We start from the raw sequence: 16,215 nt of genomic DNA on the forward strand, positions 1-16,215 counted from the left end.
CACAGGTTGCATGAAAACATAATTCGACTTTGTCAGCAGCCAGCTGGGTTTTTCAAGAATAACTCGAGAGAAAAAGGATTGTTTCGGTTTACATTAAATTATTCATCCTGTATACTTCTTATATTAAATCGGAACGATTCTTATAGCCTCTTTCGTATCTTGATGTTTTCCTTACAATCTGTTGAGGATTGCACTTGGAGGGAAGGCGGCTTTTTTATGAAGGGGTTTTTCTCGTGGAGAATTACAAATCAGTTATTGATATAGATCATTTAAGTTTTCGCTATGATAAAGAAGTAGTATTAGAAGACATCAACCTGTCGATTCCCAAGGGAGCTTTTCTGGGTATTGTGGGACCAAATGGCTCCGGAAAGTCAACGCTTTTAAAACTGATCCTTGGTCTGCTTAAACCAAAAGAAGGAGAGATCCGCTTATTTGGGCAGTCTCAGCAAAAATTCAAGGATCGGGACAGAATCGGTTACGTTTCCCAAAAAGCAAACTCATTCAATACAGGGTTTCCTGCTACTGTCACAGAAGTTGTGTCAAGCGGCCTGACTAAAAAGGTCGGTATGTTCCGCATGATTGGCAAGAAACATTCTCCTCAAGTAGAAAAAGCAATTGAATCCGTGGGAATGTCTCCGTTTGCCAGCCGGAATATCGGCGAGTTATCTGGTGGCCAGCAGCAAAGGGTGTTCATAGCAAGAGCTCTTGTTAGCGAACCTGAAGTTCTGATCCTGGATGAACCGACTGTGGGAGTTGACAGCAGAAATGTAGCGGCATTCTACGAGATGCTTGAGCACTTGAATAAAGACCTTGATATCACCTTGCTTCTCGTCACTCATGATATTGGGACGATCTCAAGCAAGGTCACTCATGTAGCCTGTCTAAATAAGCAGCTTCATTTCCACGGAAATACCGAGGAATTTGAAAATCTGAGGGAAAGTGATCTTTCAGGCATATACGGCCATGATGTTCAACTGCTCCGTCATGATCACAGCCATGAGGAGGCAGAAAGATGATTGAAGCATTGTTGAATTACGAATTTCTGCAAAATGCCTTTTTGACAGGTCTTCTGATTGGCATAATCGCGCCGTTGATCGGTGCGTTTATCGTAGTAAGAAGATTATCGCTCATTGCAGATGCTCTCAGTCACGTAACACTTTCGGGTATAGCGGCCAGTCTATTTCTAAGTAAAAATGTTCCTGCTCTGGCTGGATTGAACCCTTTGTATTTGGGAATGGCGTTTTCTGTAACGGGTTCATTGTTCATAGAACGGCTGAGAAGCCTATATAAACATTATCAGGAATTGGCTATTCCAATCATTTTGTCTGGCGGGATTGGGATCGGTGTTATTTTCATTTCGTTGGCGGATGGATTCAATACAGATCTGTTCAGTTATCTTTTTGGCAGTGTCAGTGCAGTCAGCCGGACTGATTTATATTTGATCTTAATCGTAACCATCATAGTGCTCGCAATCATAATTTTCCTATATAAAGAATTATTTCTATTATCATTTGATGAGGAGTTTGCCAAAGCTTCGGGGATTTCCGCAAAAACGATTCACTTTATATTTATGGTCATGGTCGCGTTGGTAATCGCAGCATCTATGAGGATTGTAGGAATTCTCCTGGTGTCTTCATTGATGACCCTGCCTGTTGCTGCAAGTATCAGGGTGGCGCGCGGGTTTAAGCAGACAATCGGTTTTTCTCTCTTGTTCGGAGAACTGGCTGTGATTACCGGCCTGATATCGGCGTATTATCTCGATCTCGCTCCAGGAGGGACCATAGTCCTTTCTGCGATTGTCATTTTGCTGCTGACGATTTTGTATAAAAAAATCACTTCCAATCAGGGTGTGAAAAAGGACGGGGTGACGTTATGAAACTGGGTGAAGCCTTGATGCTAATGAAGGAAAAGGGGTATAAACATACAGGGAAGCGTGAGCAGATGCTTGAGCTTTTCTCGTTTTCAGATCGATACTTGACTGCTAAGGATGTTCTTGAAAATATGAAAGATGATTATCCTGGATTGAGTTTTGACACAATCTACCGTAATTTATCTCTATTTGTAGACCTTGAAATTCTGGAGGAAACTGAACTCTCAGGAGAGAAGCATTTCAGGTTCACATGTTCCAATGATCATCATCACCATCATTTCATTTGTATGGACTGCGGGAAGACTAAAGCGATCAATACCTGTCCGATGGAAGTCCTGCAGGAAAGCTTGAATGGATATGATATTTCAGGCCATAAATTTGAAATTTATGGAAAGTGTCCTGAGTGCAGCTAATAAATGGCGAAAACCCGGCGGTTGATGAGAACTGCCGGGTTTTCCTATGTCTTTATAAGTTTTTTTTCAGCCAACTATCCACCCAGCTCCGGGCTTCCTGCCAGTCATTGACTCTTATGACGCCAGCCGGGATTGGATCCTGATTATAAGGCGTATTGAAAAGGATGACAGGGATGTTTAATTTTTCATGTATGGAAACGGCATTATCATGTTTGTCTTCAAAAAAGATGTCTACCTCATATTTCTCAGCTGTGGATACTTTGTCGTGTGAGCCAATAAGCTCTATATGGTGATATAAGAGGTCCTGGTAATCGAACCAATTCTTTGTCAGCTCCAAAAGATGGGAGGGACGTGCGCTGATGAAATACAGCTCATGGTTGTCCTTCCAGTCATCCAAAACAGATTTCGCCCCTTGGGCCAACGGAGATTCCTTGTATATATCCCCTTCCGTTCTTTTGAACCATTCCCCAAAAACCTCTGGAGTAATATCCAAAACCTCTGTGAGTTCATACTGTGTGATGTCATTCAAAGTTAACTGCAATTTGAATTCCTTGTTGATATAAGGAAGAAGAGAGGTGGGACAAGTTACAGTGCCATCAATATCTATACCGAATCTTTTCTTCATATGTACATCTCCTTCATGTTCTGGTGCAGATCTTAGTCGATTTCTCTGATTGTGGTAATTATGGTTCTTTTCATTATGCACTTATGCATCCAATTTATAGTAAGCAGGTATTCGAAATTATTACTTGGCAATGAACGGTCGAGTTTATGAATTATGCGCCATTACGCTGATAAACCATGCTGTGGATGGAATAGAACCTGATTCAAAGTGTACCATATTCTTGCTAATAATAGGGTGTCCACCTAGTTATTCTTCATTATTGACAATCATTAGCATAGGTAAAAAGCTGACTTTGACGAACAATAATAATGCTCCTGAACACTGAAAGCGGGGGATTGTATAATGGATAATGAGAGACGCAAAAATGACAGCGTTAATCAAGATCTTCAAAGTATAGACATCTACCATGACTATATAAAGGTGAACGACAATCCAGAAGTTGAAGTGGTCAATAATAAATATAACGAAGAAACTGCTGCAGAGCTGACAACTCCCATGGCGCTTGGAAGTGACTTTGAAAGGGATGCGGCTGAAGAAACAAATGCATCCGGGAGGATCCTGGGATATTCAGCACTTGCCCTTTCAATTTTGTCGCTTTTCATTGTTCCGGTTTTATTTGGGGCAGCAGGGATTGTGCTGGGCTTTGTAGCAAGGCGAAGAGGAACGGACGCGCTGGGAACTTGGGCAATAGGTATAGGCGCAGTTTCCATTATTGTCGGCATCTTCGTCTTGCCGTTCTTCTAATAATGTAATTATCGGAATTGGGAGCATTCCGATAATAAAGAAAAAGCTTGGCTGAAATATCAGCCAAGCTTTTCTCTGTTAGACCCCTTGTTTCTCTTCTTCTTCTTTTTGTTTCTTGTAATGTGCTTCAGCAAGGATATCGATTTCTTTCTTCAATTCCTCTACCATTGTTTCTTCCGGAACTTTTCTTACGGTCTTGCCATGGCGGAATAAAAGACCTTCTCCTCTGGCGCCCGCAATGCCGATATCCGCTTCTCTTGCTTCGCCAGGCCCATTAACAGCGCAGCCAAGTACGGCAACCTTGATCGGAGCCTTAATCTTAGAAATATATTCTTCGACTTCGTTGGCTATGCTGATCAGGTCAATTTCAATTCTTCCGCAAGTAGGGCAGGAAATCAGAGTTGCTGCATTAGCTGCAAGGCCGAATGACTTCAAGAGTTCTCTTGCGACTTTGACTTCTTCTACCGGGTCGGCACTTAATGAAATGCGCAGTGTATTACCGATTCCCTTACTTAACAACGCTCCAAGGCCAGCTGCACTTTTCACTGTTCCGGCGAATAGTGTCCCGGATTCCGTTATGCCCAGATGCAATGGGTAATCGAATGTCTGGGCTGCTTTTGTATATGCCTCGATAGCAAGGTTTACATCCGATGCTTTCATTGACACGATAATATCGTGAAAATCAAGTTCTTCCAGGATCTTAATATGATGCAGGGCACTTTCGACCATCCCGTCAGCTGTTGGATATCCGTATTTCTCGATGATTTTTCTTTCGAGACTTCCCGCATTCACTCCAATACGGATAGGAATACCTTTTTCTTTTGCCGCTTTTACAACTGCTTCCACTTTTTCGCGGCGGCCGATGTTGCCTGGGTTAATCCTGATCTTGTCAGCTCCGCCTTCAATGGCTTTCAAGGCAAGCTTGTAGTCGAAGTGAATATCGACAACTAATGGAATATTGATTTGTTTTTTGATGTCAGCAATGGCATTAGCAGCTCTTTCATCAGGACATGCGACACGGACAACCTGACAGCCGGCTTCTTCAAGACGATGGATCTCTTTAACAGTAGCTTCCACATCATGAGTCTTTGTTGTAGTCATGCTTTGTATAATAAGCTCGTCATTTCCGCCGATGGTTAGGTTCCCGACTTTGACAGGACGAGTTTTCGAACGATGTATTATTTCACTCAAGGCTTATTCGCTCCTTTTGGAAAATTCATTTATAGTGAAACAAAATAATAAGCGTACGAAAGTATTGTATCAATGTTTTATTGAAATTGACAAGAAATAGATGTTTTTTGGATATAAATATTGTTCTTTTAACAAGCCTGTTTCCGATAAGATTGCTGCTTAGGGTTACCCTTAGGATACTAAGTTATATATCTCTAAACGTTAAGATATATCAAGGAGAAATTTATAGAGCATAAAAAAATATTCAGGTAAGCAAGAAAGAATACAGCTGCTCTCCCTGTCCAGAGGGAAAACTCTGAGTACAAAGGAGCCTTCCTTAAACAACATTAATAAAGAGGAAGCTTATAGACCTCGCCGGCTTGAATATCCTGTGGAGACTCTCCTTCATTAAGAAATTGAAAATCCTCTATCAGCTGATCAATGGAAACAGGGAGCGGCCCATCAAGGCTTTGATCCATTAAAGACAGTATGGTATCTCCCGATTTGACTTTGACTTCGACGTATTCTATTTCTATTTCGTCAGAAACTGTTTCTTCCTGTTCTTGTACGGGTTCTATCATAGCAGCCGGTACAGCTGGTTCGGCTGCACTGGGAAGCGTACCGGCTTTTAAATCATAATATATGCTATATGAGACAATCATAACCACCAGAAAAATACCAAGCCTCTTCATGAGCTCCTCCTTACAGTCAAAAAACAATGATAAATTATGAACGTATAAGTTTATGAAAGGTTATTAGTAAATCACTATATATATTCTGCATTTCCCCGTGAGTTTCCTACCCGGTTTACTTACTTTTAAAATAAGGGATAGTTATTTGGTGATGGTGTCAAAGGCAGCTTTTTTTGTTTCAACTTTTATACAAATAATACATCTGATTTACAATTCCTTAATATTTCTCTGTGAAAATAAAGAGGTGTACATTGTCGAATATAACCTTATTTGTAATAGTATGCCGAATGCAGAAGAAATTGGGGGGCTTAGGTTGAAAAAAAGGCTGAAAGATATCTTTGACATTACAAAGAATAGAACACGATCCAGAAAAGATACTTTTCCTGAAAAAGATGAGACGGGGAGCTTAGGAAAATTACATTCAAAACTCAGTCTTCAAAACAGACTGTTAATTTTATTCGTCTTATTATTGACTGTTTCAATCGTTGTAGTAGGAGTCAGTTCGTACATAAAAGCGAAGGAAGCCACAATCGAAACGATTGAAAACAGGCTGGGAAGAGAAGCCGAATTAATATCCTATGTGGCTGAAAATCTCAAATTCCTATATGTCAGTGATGATGACTACTTCTTTCAGCAACTGGAAATCAGCATTAGGGATCAAAAGGAGCAATTGACCAAAGACGGAATAGAATCAGATATCTTCTACATCTCGAATAATGAGGTGATCCCGTTTCAGGCGAGCACTGGTTCGGACCTGAAGTTCAATGAAACGCTGGTTTCCAGGATAACGAACAAAACGAGAACGCTGTTACATGAAACCATCAATGGAGAAGAATATACGATTTCCGCCATGAATATAAAAGGGATTGATGGACATTATATCCTCGCGGTGCCTTCTAATTCATACCTTACGGCGGTTACGGACATGGCCAAGTTTACTTTAGCTGTCATATTAATCAGTTTAGCTGTGTCAACCATACTCATTCTATTATCTGTAAGAAGTTTTACAAAACCTCTGATACAGCTGCAAAATATCATGAGGGAAGTCAGGAATGGCAACTTGAATAAAAGAGCCGATTTTAAGACAAATCTGCCGGAAATCCATTCACTGAAAAAAAGCTTCAATATGATGATCGAGCAGATGCGTGATGTTCTTCATGAGCTGAATGAAACTACGATGGAGCTTGAAACCACAGGAGGCAGCCTCAGCAGCTCTTCTGAAGAGGCGCTTAACTTCAGCCGGGAATTAATCGAAGCCATTAATGTAGTAAAGCATGGAGCGGAACAAACAGCAAGCAGTTCAGATAACAGTGTCAATGGATTTCAAATGATGAAGCAAAAAATTGAACAATTGATCAATAATATGGAAACTGTCCATACAAGCGCAGTAGATATGAATGATTCAGCAGAAAAGGGCGAAAGAAATAATACTGAACTTATTAAAGCGATTCATTCTTTTGAAAATGATTTCGCCCATATGAACACTACAATCCAGCAAGTCAGAAACCATTCATTGTCCATAGCCAACCTGGTGGGCTTGATCAAAGGCGTGGCGGAACAAACTAAACTTTTGGCTTTAAATGCGGCTATTGAAGCAGCGAGGGCTGGCGAATCAGGAAAAGGTTTTGCGGTGGTTGCTGAAGAGGTGCGGAAGCTGGCGGATCAATCAACTAAAGCTGCAGAAGATATTACAGGAACGATTGAAGGCATGGAAGGGGTCACCATAAGGGCGGCTAAGGAGTTTGATGAAATGCTGATGAAGATAAAAGGCAATCTGGATACAGCGAGTGAATCAAAAGGATCTTTCGATGAACTAATGAAGGAAGTAAAGAATGTCAGCGGAAACTTTGAAAGAATGCAATCTGCATTGGTGGAGCTTAAAATGGAGCTCCCACAGCTGGAACAAGCTACTGTAAGTTCTTCTTCCGTCTCCCAGGAAACTCTGGCAAGTACAGAACAAATGCTGGCGGCAAGCAGCTCACAAATCGCAGAAATGGAAAATACACATGAGATTGGAATACACCTGAAGTCATTGTCAAACTCACTCACCACAATATCAAAACGGTTTGCGGTCAAATAAGAAGGAAAGAGGCTGGGACAAAAGTAGAAAACTAATTGATGCAAGTAGAAATCATCGAAAATAAAACCGCATGAGATCAAGGTTATATACTTGATCTCATGCGGTTCATTTTTGTTATTAGGCTCTTACCTTAAAGATGTTATTTTTTAGAGTAGGTTATCCGCCAGTTCCTGATCGCAGGCGGAAATCCTTTCTTTATACTCAGACACATTCTTTTGAAAAGAGCTTTTTATAAGGTTTTGTCCCAGCCTCTTTTTTGTATAAGTTTCTATTTGATTGCCTTGGTCTTGGGAATTTCTTTAATAGCTAAATAAAGGATTATAGATGTTACAATCCAGTCAAGAAAAAAACTGGCAGGAACAAAAGTGTTTAACATTTCCATAATAGTGAAAAAGATGGTTGAAAGCGTTACACTGTAAGCTGTAATCCTCCATGCTTGCCTGTAAGGAAGTTTCCTGAATAACATATTCGCGAATAAGAGAGCTATAAGGGCGAATACGCTGACCTTAATAAAAGCCATGCCGGCTGAAAAAAGATAGAGAATCAGGATGAAAACAGAAAGGATGATTCCTTTCAGTGATTTTAGCGTTTCTAGAAAGGTGACAATTTCATCATTATCCGCGTTTATCCCTTCAAAGAGGGAGTAGGGATATGACTGGATTTCTCCAGCAATCACAAAAACAAATTCATCTTCCAAGAGAGCAACAGCATTCATTTCTTCACCTAATTTTGAAAGGGGGACACTTCCGCTGCTGTCCATAATGAATGTCAGATGTTCTTTTCTGATGGTAACCGGTTCCTGTGAATCGGAAATCAGTGTGCTGTCTTCAATTGAAAAGGGAGGCAGCTCTGATTCAACTGCAGATATGCTTTCTTCAATGGCCTCACTGGTAAAAATTGATAGGCTATATGCGGCAGGCAGGATAGACACTAGCACTAAGAGAAAAACGTACAGGATGGTCTTGCCGATGCCCTGAAATCGATAGGCTGCTATATCCTTCGGGGAATACAGACTTTTGTATAACTGTTTAAAAATATTCATTCTCTTTCAACACTCCCTTAATGTATGTCCATTCACCATTTTAGGCTTGTAAATACCGATACATCAAGCGGTAAATTAAACTTTATCCGGAGCTTGGATAGACAGCCATGGAACATGAAGGAAGCCGCTTCAAAAAAATATTAAAAAACTCTTTACTTTATCTTCATAATGCTTTAATAATTGAAAGGGGTTTTTGTTGTTTAATGTCGAAATCTTTATTTAGGGGTTGAAATCTTTGGAACTAAATTGGCAACAGATATTATTTGAGTTTTTTGGCGGGCTCGGGATTTTTCTTTTTGGAATTAAGTACCTAGGTGACGGGCTGCAAAAATCTGCTGGAGACCGTCTGAGAGACATTCTTGATAGATTTACAACCAATCCTTTTATGGGTGTTTTAGCCGGTATCTTTGTAACGGTATTATTACAGACAAGTACTGGTACAACAGTACTGACTGTCGGATTGGTAAGTGCGGGCTTCATGACGCTGCGCCAGGCGATCGGCGTCATTATGGGTGCGAATATCGGTACTACTGTGACAGCCTTTATTATAGGTATTGACATCGGTGCATATGCACTGCCGATCATCGCAGCAGGTGCTGTGTTAATTTTCTTCTTCAAGCATAAAAAGATTCAGTATTTCGGACAGATTACATTTGGTTTCGGAGCGCTCTTCCATGGATTGGAGTTAATGAGCGGAGGAATGAAACCTCTTCGTTCCCTTGAAGCTTTTACAGACTTGACTGTCAGCATGAGTTCGAATCCCATCCTTGGGGTTGTAATCGGGACTGTGTTCACTGTGATTGTACAAAGTTCTTCAGCAACAATTGGAGTTCTGCAAGGTTTATATGCAGAAAATTTAATATCAATCGATGCAGCTCTTCCAGTTTTATTCGGAGACAACATTGGAACGACGATTACTGCCGTTTTAGCCGCAATCGGAGCATCTGTTGCAGCAAGAAGAGCAGCAGCTACTCATGTGCTCTTTAACCTGATTGGGACAACGATTTTCTTAATCGTGCTTCCTCTGTACGAAAGACTGATTTTGTTCTTTAAGAGTTCACTCGATTTGAACCCTGAAATGACTATTGCCTTTGCACATGGTACTTTCAACTTGACGAATACCATTATCCAATTCCCTTTCATTGCTTTGCTTGCAGTAATCGTGACAAAGCTTATACCGGGAGAGGATGCATTAGTCGAATACAAGCCAAGGCACCTGGATCCATTATTTATTGAACAGTCGCCTTCAATCGCGCTTGGACAGGCTAAGGAAGAAGTCATCCGAATGGGAGATTTGTCAGTAAAGGGACTGGAGGAATCCCATAAGTTCCTTGAAAATAAAAATAGCAAGCATTCGGAAGTCGCATATCAGATTGAAGATGCTATAAACAATATGGATAAAAAAATCACTAATTATTTAGTGGATATCTCCGCTTCTTCTTTGACTGATGAAGAATCTGAGAGACATTCAATTTTGATGGATACAGTAAGGGACATTGAGCGTATTGGTGATCACTTTGAAAATATTTTGGAACTGGTCGAGTACCAACAGGCTAATAAAGTTAAAATCACAGAAGATGCAATGGCAGATTTAAATACAATGTTCAATCTAACTGTCGAAACGGTGAAAAAAGCAGTTACATCCCTTGATACCAACGATCATGCTCTAGCAAGGGAAGTTGCGGAAAAAGAAGAAATGATTGATAAGATGGAACGCAAACTGCGCAAGCAGCATATCCTTCGCCTAAATGAAGGTTTGTGCTCCGGCCAGGCAGGGATCGTATACGTAGATATCATTAGTAACCTTGAGCGGATCGGTGACCATGCTGTCAATATTGCTGAAGCCGTATTGGGAGAAAAGGATTAATTAAAGTATAATAGGACTGACCAGAGGCGGATTGCCTCATGGCCAGTCCTTTTGTTTTAGGAGGAAAAAAAGTGGAGATTATTTACTGGGGTATTATCATTCTTTTAATTGCAGCTTCATTTATTGGATTAGTGTATCCGATTATACCGAGTGTACTGGTTTTACTCGGAGCTTTTCTTCTTTATGGAGTGCTTTTCAGTTTTGATCCTTTTAATTGGATATTCTGGAGTATTCAAGGTTTATTTGTTGTTTTGTTATTCGGAGCAGATTATGCAGCGAATCTGATTGGAATAAAAAGGTATGGCGGAACAAAAGCAGGCATCTGGGGAAGCACGATTGGATTAATCATTGGCCCATTTGTCATCCCGATTGTCGGGATTATTGCCGGACCATTCCTGGGAGCGGTGCTTGGTGAAATGCTGGTGAATCGTACTGGATTTAAACAGGCGCTTAAGGTTGGCGCCGGATCTCTAATCGGATTCATTTCTAGTGTTTTCACCAAAGGGATAATACAGATAATTATGGTAATTTATTTTGTTATAGTCATTTAATCGATGTTTATGGCAGCCGTTGGGAAGACGAATAAAAAAGAGGCAGACGCATACAGAATTAACCTTAAAAAGTTCAGTAATCCATGAGGAACGGTAAAACATCAATTAAATCTCCGAAGGAATAGAACCGGTTATTCTGGTGATGATATTTATGTCATCAAACTTTAAACTATCCGAGCATTTCGTTTGATGAAATAAGCTATATTTGGTAATCTAAAAATGAACAAGGCGGAATCAACCAGGATTCCAAATAATACATAGGGAGGAATATATCATGGCATTTGAATTACCGCAATTACCGTATGCTTACGATGCACTAGAACCTCATATCGACAAGGAAACAATGAATATCCACCACACGAAGCACCACAATGCTTATGTAACTAAATTGAACGATGCACTTCAAGGAAACGATGAACTTCTAAGCAAATCAGTAGAAGAAGTTGTTGCAAACCTTGATGCTGTCCCAGAAGGTGCCCGCACTGCTGTCCGCAATAACGGAGGCGGCCATGCGAACCACTCTTTATTCTGGACGATTCTTTCTCCAAACGGAGGCGGCAGTCCAGAAGGTGAACTGGCGAGCGCGATTGAAAGCAAGTTCGGCAGCTTTGAAAAGTTCAAAGAAGAATTTGCTGCAGCTGGTGCAGGCCGTTTCGGTTCTGGCTGGGCTTGGCTGGTAGTAAATAACGGTGAGCTTGAAGTGACAAGCACATTAAATCAGGATTCTCCTCTAATGGAGGGTAAAACTCCTGTTCTTGGATTGGATGTTTGGGAGCATGCTTACTATCTTAACTACCAAAACCGCCGTCCTGACTACATCAACGCATTTTGGAATGTAGTGAACTGGGAAGAAGTTTCCAAGCGCTACAGCGCAGCAAAATAATTGGTATCGAAGAGGATCCTTCCACGGATCCTCTTTTTTATGTCTATCACAGAGAATCAGGTTAATGCTTTATATTTTACCTGGAGCCAAATTCACCTACTTTTTTTAAAGGGTATAAGTTAGCCCCCTTTTTCAAAAAATAAGCATACGAAAAAGGGGAGTAATAAAAATGACCAGGTTAAAAAGGCTTTTAGGTGATATTGAATTAAAAAGGGATATAATGTTTCTTCTGCTGATAGGTGGATTGTATTCCATGAGCGTTGCCTTATCCAACACATTCGTCAACATCTATTTATGGAAACAGTCCGGTGAATTTATAGACCTCGGAATTTATAATTTGACGGTTGTCATTTTCCAGCCGTTGACTTTTATACTGGCCGGCAGATGGGCCAAGAAAATCGACCGGGTAATCGTACTGAGGATAGGCGTCATCTTTTTGGCTTTATTCTATTTATCAGTACTGTTCTTTGGAGAAAATGCAGGTGATAATCTTGTGATTCTGGGTGCTCTTCTAGGCATAGGATATGGTTTTTACTGGCTGGCTTTCAATGTCCTTACTTTTGAAATTACCGAACCGGAAACGCGTGATTTTTTTAATGGCTTTTTAGGAACATTGACTTCGGCAGGCGGCATGGTTGGACCAATCCTTGCGGGGTTCATCATATCAAGGTTCACTTCATTTCAAGGATACACGATTGTCTTCGGAATCTCGTTGGGGCTATTCTCGCTTGCCGTCATTTTAAGCTTCTTCTTAAAAAGGCGCCCTGCCCATGGAAGGTATTGTTTTACAAGAATTCTTAAAGAGCGAAAAAATAATGAAAACTGGAAACTGATAACAAATGCCCATTTCTTTCAAGGTTTGAGAGAAGGAACATTCATATTTGTTATATCCGTTTTTGTTTTCATCAGTACCGGAAGTGAGTTTGCTATCGGTACTTTTGGGTTGATTAACTCCGGTATTGCTTTTATTGGTTATTTTTTGACTTCGAGGCTGATTAAAAAAAGGCACCGGAAGAAGTCGATCTTAATTGGAGGTTTGATTTTATATGCTGCCATTTTCCTGATAGTGTTTGACATAACATATGGCAAACTACTTCTTTATGCCGGAACCATTGCGGTAGCGTATCCCTTGCTTCTTGTTCCGTATATATCTATGACATATGATGTTATCGGTAAAGGGTGGAAGGCTGCAGAAATGAGGATCGAATACATTGTCGTAAGGGAGATTTTTCTCAACTTAGGAAGAATTGTGTCGATACTGGCATTCATCTTTGCCATTACGTTCTTCAATGAGGAAAAAAGCATCCCGATCCTTCTTCTCATACTTGGTGCAGGGCACAGTCTCATCTATTTATTCATCCGTAAAATTAACTTGTCAATGACATAATGGCGTGAAGCAGAGAGGGAATGCCCTCTCTGCTTGTTGTGGTTTATAGATGCACAATTTGATGCGGTCAGAAGCCGCTGCAACCAGCATCGAATCCTCAAAAAGTAAAATCGATATAGTCAGAAGCGTCCGCAAGCAGCATGGAATCCTCAAAAAGCGAAATCGATGCAGTCTGTAGTAATCCAACATGCTGCTTCGCCATTAATCTAAAACTACCGTCTTTTGGGTACTATTAACTATTCCTGGAAAAATAGCTCAACCTGCTTAACTTATCCAACTTTTTTATGAAAGTTCAAGGGATTAAAGCCCGGCTGAAACAAAAGAATAAATGGAAAAATTTAAATATATATCCATCAGTTGTTATGGGTGGAAAAGGTCGCTTTTTTCTATACTATAGAGTATATAAGAAGTGATAAATTTTTTTGGAATTGATATAGAGGAAGGACTGGAAGAGGTTGAAAAACACAAAGAGAAAGAAGAAGACACATGTGCCCGTTCGGATGAATATTTTGTTTTTTGCTGTCTTTTTATTATTTTCTTTATTGATCCTGCGGCTAGGTTTGGTACAAATTGTCTCAGGTGAAGAGTATAAGCGGGAAGTGGAAAGAACAGAGGATGTGCTTGTCAATAACAGTGTCCCAAGAGGGAAAATTTATGACAGGGTCGGGAATGTCATAGTAGATAACACTCCGATGAATGCCATTACATATACAAGGACGCAGTCTACTAAACCTGAAGACATGATAAAAGTGGCCCGTGGTCTTGCAGAACTGATTGAAATGGACACGGAAGCTGTGAGAGATCGGGATAAAAAAGATTATTGGATGCTGATCAACAAAGAGGAAGCGGATAAAAAAGTCCCTGCTGAAGAGAAAGCGGAGATAGGCAGTGATGAAGAACTCTCACAAGATGAAATCAATGCGAAAATCTATCAGTTGACTTTGGACAGGATCAGCGAAGAAGACCTGGCGACTCTTTCCAAACAAGACATTGAGGACCTAGCCATTTTCCGTGAGATGAACAGCGGATATGCCTTGTCCCCGCAAATGGTTAAGAATAAAGGAGTAACCCAGGAGGAGTTCGCGAGAGTAAGTGAACACCTTTCTGAACTGCCCGGTGTTAATACCACCACAGACTGGGAAAGGACCTACGTGTTTGATAAAACCCTGAGGTCCATCCTCGGGAACGTTTCTTCTTCAAGAGAAGGACTTCCAAGTGAAATGGTAGATTACTATTTAGCAAGAGATTACACGCGGAATGACCGGGTGGGGCAGACCTATCTGGAGCTTCAATATGAAGATGTATTGAAGGGGCAAAAAGAAAAATTAAAAATATCACTAAAGACGGAAGTGTACTGGAATCCGTACTGATGCAGGAAGGGCAGCGCGGAAAAGATGTTGTTCTGACAATCGATATGGAACTGCAGCAGGAAGTGGAAAAGATCGTGACAGAAGAGCTGCTGAAAAATGTCTCCAATCCGGACTCGTCACATCTTGACAGGGCATTCGTGGTCCTGATGGATCCCAATACTGGTGAAATCCTGGCCATGGTCGGCAAGAGATACGCCAAAGACCCAAATACAGGGGAGTATGGAATCCAGGATTACGCACTGGGTACGTATACAAGCTTTTATGAAGTGGGATCAGTGGTAAAGGGAGCTACAGTATTGACAGGGTATATGACCGGAGTCCTGACCCCAGGTGAGGTAATCAGGGATGAACCTATCAAAGTCAAAGGCACCCCGATTAAGAAATCATGGTATGGGGGATCAAGGTCATTAACTGATCAGCAAGCCCTCGAGGTATCTTCAAATGGTTATATGTGGAAAGTGGCAATGAGAATTGGCGGAAATCCAAATTACGTACGGGACGCATCCATTAGCGGGAGTGCTGATGACTTAGAAAATATGAGAAACCACTTTGCCCAGTTCGGGCTTGGTGTCAGCACAGGAATTGATCTGCCTGGTGAAGTGGATGGTTACAAAGGAACTTTCCATACACCAGGGAACATGATGGACTTTGCCATAGGACAGTTCGATACGTATACACCGATGCAGCTGGCTCAGTATGTTTCTACCATCGCCAATGATGGGTACCGGGTACAGCCGCATATTCTTAAGGAAGTCCGTAAGCCGACTGTTGATAATGGAAGCATGGGTCCTTTAGAGACGGTCAAACAGCCCGAAATCCTAAATAAAGTCAATGTGACTCAATCTCAGATGGAACACGTGCAGCAAGGTTTTTACCGTGTATATCACTATGAAGATGGTACAGCATATAGAGAATTTAATGATGCCCCTTATGTAGCAGCTGGTAAATCAGGTACGGCCGAAACAAGGTACAGAGATCCTGCAACCGGAAACTATCATGATACGTATAATACAACGTTGATTGGTTATGCGCCATATGACCAGCCTGAAGTGGCATTCTCCACGGTGGTGCCATGGTCACATAATGGCAGCCAAGATCCATACATCAACAAGAATATTTCCAGAAAAGTGATGGATAAGTATTTCGAGTTAAAGAAAGATCGTGAAAAAGAAGGATTAAACTCATCCGAAGCAGAAAGAAAAGTTGAAAATGTTGATGAGGCAGAAGAACTGCAAGAAGAAACTCGAGAAGAAAACGCGTCAGGAGAGAGCACAACTGAAGAAGAGTAAGTTAAAGGAAACTTTCCGATATTGGAAGGTTTCCTTTTTTTTGTTGAATAATTTCGCTGATTTTATCGAATAATATCTTTAATTCGATAAAATTTCCCGTAATCTTATCCAAATAACCGTGAAAAAAGTCGAATTTACAAAAGCTTTACAATCGATTAAAACCGGATTAACACTTCTCTATTATTCTATTACTCGTAGGACAAAACAAAAATTTCTTTAGGGGGAATTTAGG

The 16,215-nt window shown here is 40.8% G+C and carries 14 protein-coding genes and 1 pseudogene; 11 read left to right on the forward strand and 4 right to left on the reverse strand.

Features of this window, described 5'->3' with window-relative positions; translation table 11 throughout:
• Positions 1-233 precede the first annotated feature (233 nt).
• Genes B9Z54_RS05810 through B9Z54_RS05820 form a run of 3 tightly spaced genes read left to right on the forward strand, consistent with a single transcriptional unit; the run spans position 234 to position 2,283 of the window.
• Entirely contained in the window at positions 234-1,016 is a 783-nt protein-coding gene (locus B9Z54_RS05810; protein ID WP_113927563.1) for a metal ABC transporter ATP-binding protein, read from the forward strand.
• On the forward strand, positions 1,013-1,876 hold the full coding sequence (locus B9Z54_RS05815) for a metal ABC transporter permease (RefSeq protein ID WP_113927532.1): 864 nt from the start codon (positions 1,013-1,015) through the stop codon (positions 1,874-1,876). The genes B9Z54_RS05810 and B9Z54_RS05815 overlap by 4 nt, the downstream gene beginning before the upstream one ends.
• On the forward strand, positions 1,873-2,283 hold the full coding sequence (locus B9Z54_RS05820; protein ID WP_113927533.1) for a Fur family transcriptional regulator: 411 nt from the start codon (positions 1,873-1,875) through the stop codon (positions 2,281-2,283). The genes B9Z54_RS05815 and B9Z54_RS05820 overlap by 4 nt, the downstream gene beginning before the upstream one ends.
• A 52-nt stretch (positions 2,284-2,335) precedes the next feature.
• Here the strand turns inward: B9Z54_RS05820 and B9Z54_RS05825 are convergent, their stop codons facing one another.
• Positions 2,336-2,908: a hypothetical protein gene (locus B9Z54_RS05825; protein ID WP_113927534.1), complete on the reverse strand. Its 573-nt coding sequence runs from the start codon at positions 2,906-2,908 to the stop codon at positions 2,336-2,338.
• A 342-nt stretch (positions 2,909-3,250) separates the two neighbouring features.
• Here B9Z54_RS05825 and B9Z54_RS05830 point away from each other — a divergent pair, with 342 nt between their 5' ends.
• Positions 3,251-3,652 (forward strand): DUF4190 domain-containing protein, encoded by a 402-nt coding sequence (locus tag B9Z54_RS05830; RefSeq protein WP_113927535.1) that lies wholly within the window; start codon positions 3,251-3,253, stop codon positions 3,650-3,652.
• Between the two features lie 78 nt (positions 3,653-3,730).
• On the opposite strand, the gene ispG is transcribed toward B9Z54_RS05830, so the two are convergent.
• Together ispG and B9Z54_RS05840 are read right to left on the reverse strand one after the other, a co-directional pair.
• On the reverse strand, positions 3,731-4,843 hold the full coding sequence (gene ispG / locus B9Z54_RS05835; RefSeq protein WP_113927536.1) for a flavodoxin-dependent (E)-4-hydroxy-3-methylbut-2-enyl-diphosphate synthase: 1,113 nt from the start codon (positions 4,841-4,843) through the stop codon (positions 3,731-3,733).
• A 326-nt stretch (positions 4,844-5,169) separates the two neighbouring features.
• Positions 5,170-5,514, reverse strand: coding sequence for a hypothetical protein (locus B9Z54_RS05840; RefSeq protein WP_113927537.1), 345 nt, complete (start codon positions 5,512-5,514; stop codon positions 5,170-5,172).
• A gap of 313 nt (positions 5,515-5,827) precedes the next feature.
• On the opposite strand from B9Z54_RS05840, the gene B9Z54_RS05845 reads away from it, so the two are divergent.
• A complete protein-coding gene (locus B9Z54_RS05845; protein ID WP_240189815.1) occupies positions 5,828-7,594 on the forward strand; it encodes a methyl-accepting chemotaxis protein in 1,767 nt (588 codons plus the stop codon).
• A 268-nt stretch (positions 7,595-7,862) separates the two neighbouring features.
• Here the strand turns inward: B9Z54_RS05845 and B9Z54_RS05850 are convergent, their stop codons facing one another.
• Positions 7,863-8,636: a DUF1189 domain-containing protein gene (locus B9Z54_RS05850; protein ID WP_113927538.1), complete on the reverse strand. Its 774-nt coding sequence runs from the start codon at positions 8,634-8,636 to the stop codon at positions 7,863-7,865.
• Positions 8,637-8,871: 235 nt separating this feature from the next.
• Between B9Z54_RS05850 and B9Z54_RS05855 the strand changes: the two genes are divergently transcribed.
• The 6 genes and pseudogenes from B9Z54_RS05855 (at position 8,872) to B9Z54_RS05875 (ending at position 15,983) form a co-directional block, all read left to right on the forward strand.
• On the forward strand, positions 8,872-10,503 hold the full coding sequence (locus B9Z54_RS05855; protein ID WP_113927539.1) for a Na/Pi cotransporter family protein: 1,632 nt from the start codon (positions 8,872-8,874) through the stop codon (positions 10,501-10,503).
• Between the two features lie 71 nt (positions 10,504-10,574).
• Positions 10,575-11,054 (forward strand): DUF456 domain-containing protein, encoded by a 480-nt coding sequence (locus tag B9Z54_RS05860; RefSeq protein ID WP_113927565.1) that lies wholly within the window; start codon positions 10,575-10,577, stop codon positions 11,052-11,054.
• Positions 11,055-11,328: 274 nt separating this feature from the next.
• The gene (sodA, locus tag B9Z54_RS05865; RefSeq protein WP_113927540.1) at positions 11,329-11,937 is read left to right on the forward strand and encodes a superoxide dismutase SodA; all 609 of its coding nucleotides are present in this window, start codon (positions 11,329-11,331) and stop codon (positions 11,935-11,937) included.
• Between the two features lie 169 nt (positions 11,938-12,106).
• The gene (locus tag B9Z54_RS05870) at positions 12,107-13,324 is read left to right on the forward strand and encodes an MFS transporter (RefSeq protein ID WP_113927541.1); all 1,218 of its coding nucleotides are present in this window, start codon (positions 12,107-12,109) and stop codon (positions 13,322-13,324) included.
• Between the two features lie 49 nt (positions 13,325-13,373).
• Positions 13,374-13,502, forward strand: coding sequence for a hypothetical protein (locus B9Z54_RS26110; RefSeq protein ID WP_275887786.1), 129 nt, complete (start codon positions 13,374-13,376; stop codon positions 13,500-13,502).
• 322 nt (positions 13,503-13,824) lie between these two features.
• Positions 13,825-15,983: pseudogene (locus B9Z54_RS05875) on the forward strand (penicillin-binding transpeptidase domain-containing protein).
• Positions 15,984-16,215: the final 232 nt, after the last annotated feature.

It is taken from the genome of Bacillus sp. P14.5, from assembly GCF_003316765.1.
In the GTDB taxonomy this organism is placed as follows: Bacteria; Bacillota; Bacilli; order Bacillales; family Bacillaceae_B; genus Rossellomorea.

Coding starts and splice junctions, on each gene's coding strand:
- sodA (WP_113927540.1), top strand. CDS start 11,329: ATGGCATTTGAATTACCGCAATTACCGTATGCTTACGATGCACTAGAA.
- B9Z54_RS05870 (WP_113927541.1), top strand. CDS start 12,107: ATGACCAGGTTAAAAAGGCTTTTAGGTGATATTGAATTAAAAAGGGAT.
- B9Z54_RS05825 (WP_113927534.1), bottom strand. CDS start 2,908: ATGAAGAAAAGATTCGGTATAGATATTGATGGCACTGTAACTTGTCCC.
- B9Z54_RS05850 (WP_113927538.1), bottom strand. CDS start 8,636: ATGAATATTTTTAAACAGTTATACAAAAGTCTGTATTCCCCGAAGGAT.
- B9Z54_RS05840 (WP_113927537.1), bottom strand. CDS start 5,514: ATGAAGAGGCTTGGTATTTTTCTGGTGGTTATGATTGTCTCATATAGC.
- B9Z54_RS05820 (WP_113927533.1), top strand. CDS start 1,873: ATGAAACTGGGTGAAGCCTTGATGCTAATGAAGGAAAAGGGGTATAAA.
- B9Z54_RS05830 (WP_113927535.1), top strand. CDS start 3,251: ATGGATAATGAGAGACGCAAAAATGACAGCGTTAATCAAGATCTTCAA.
- B9Z54_RS05815 (WP_113927532.1), top strand. CDS start 1,013: ATGATTGAAGCATTGTTGAATTACGAATTTCTGCAAAATGCCTTTTTG.
- B9Z54_RS26110 (WP_275887786.1), top strand. CDS start 13,374: ATGCACAATTTGATGCGGTCAGAAGCCGCTGCAACCAGCATCGAATCC.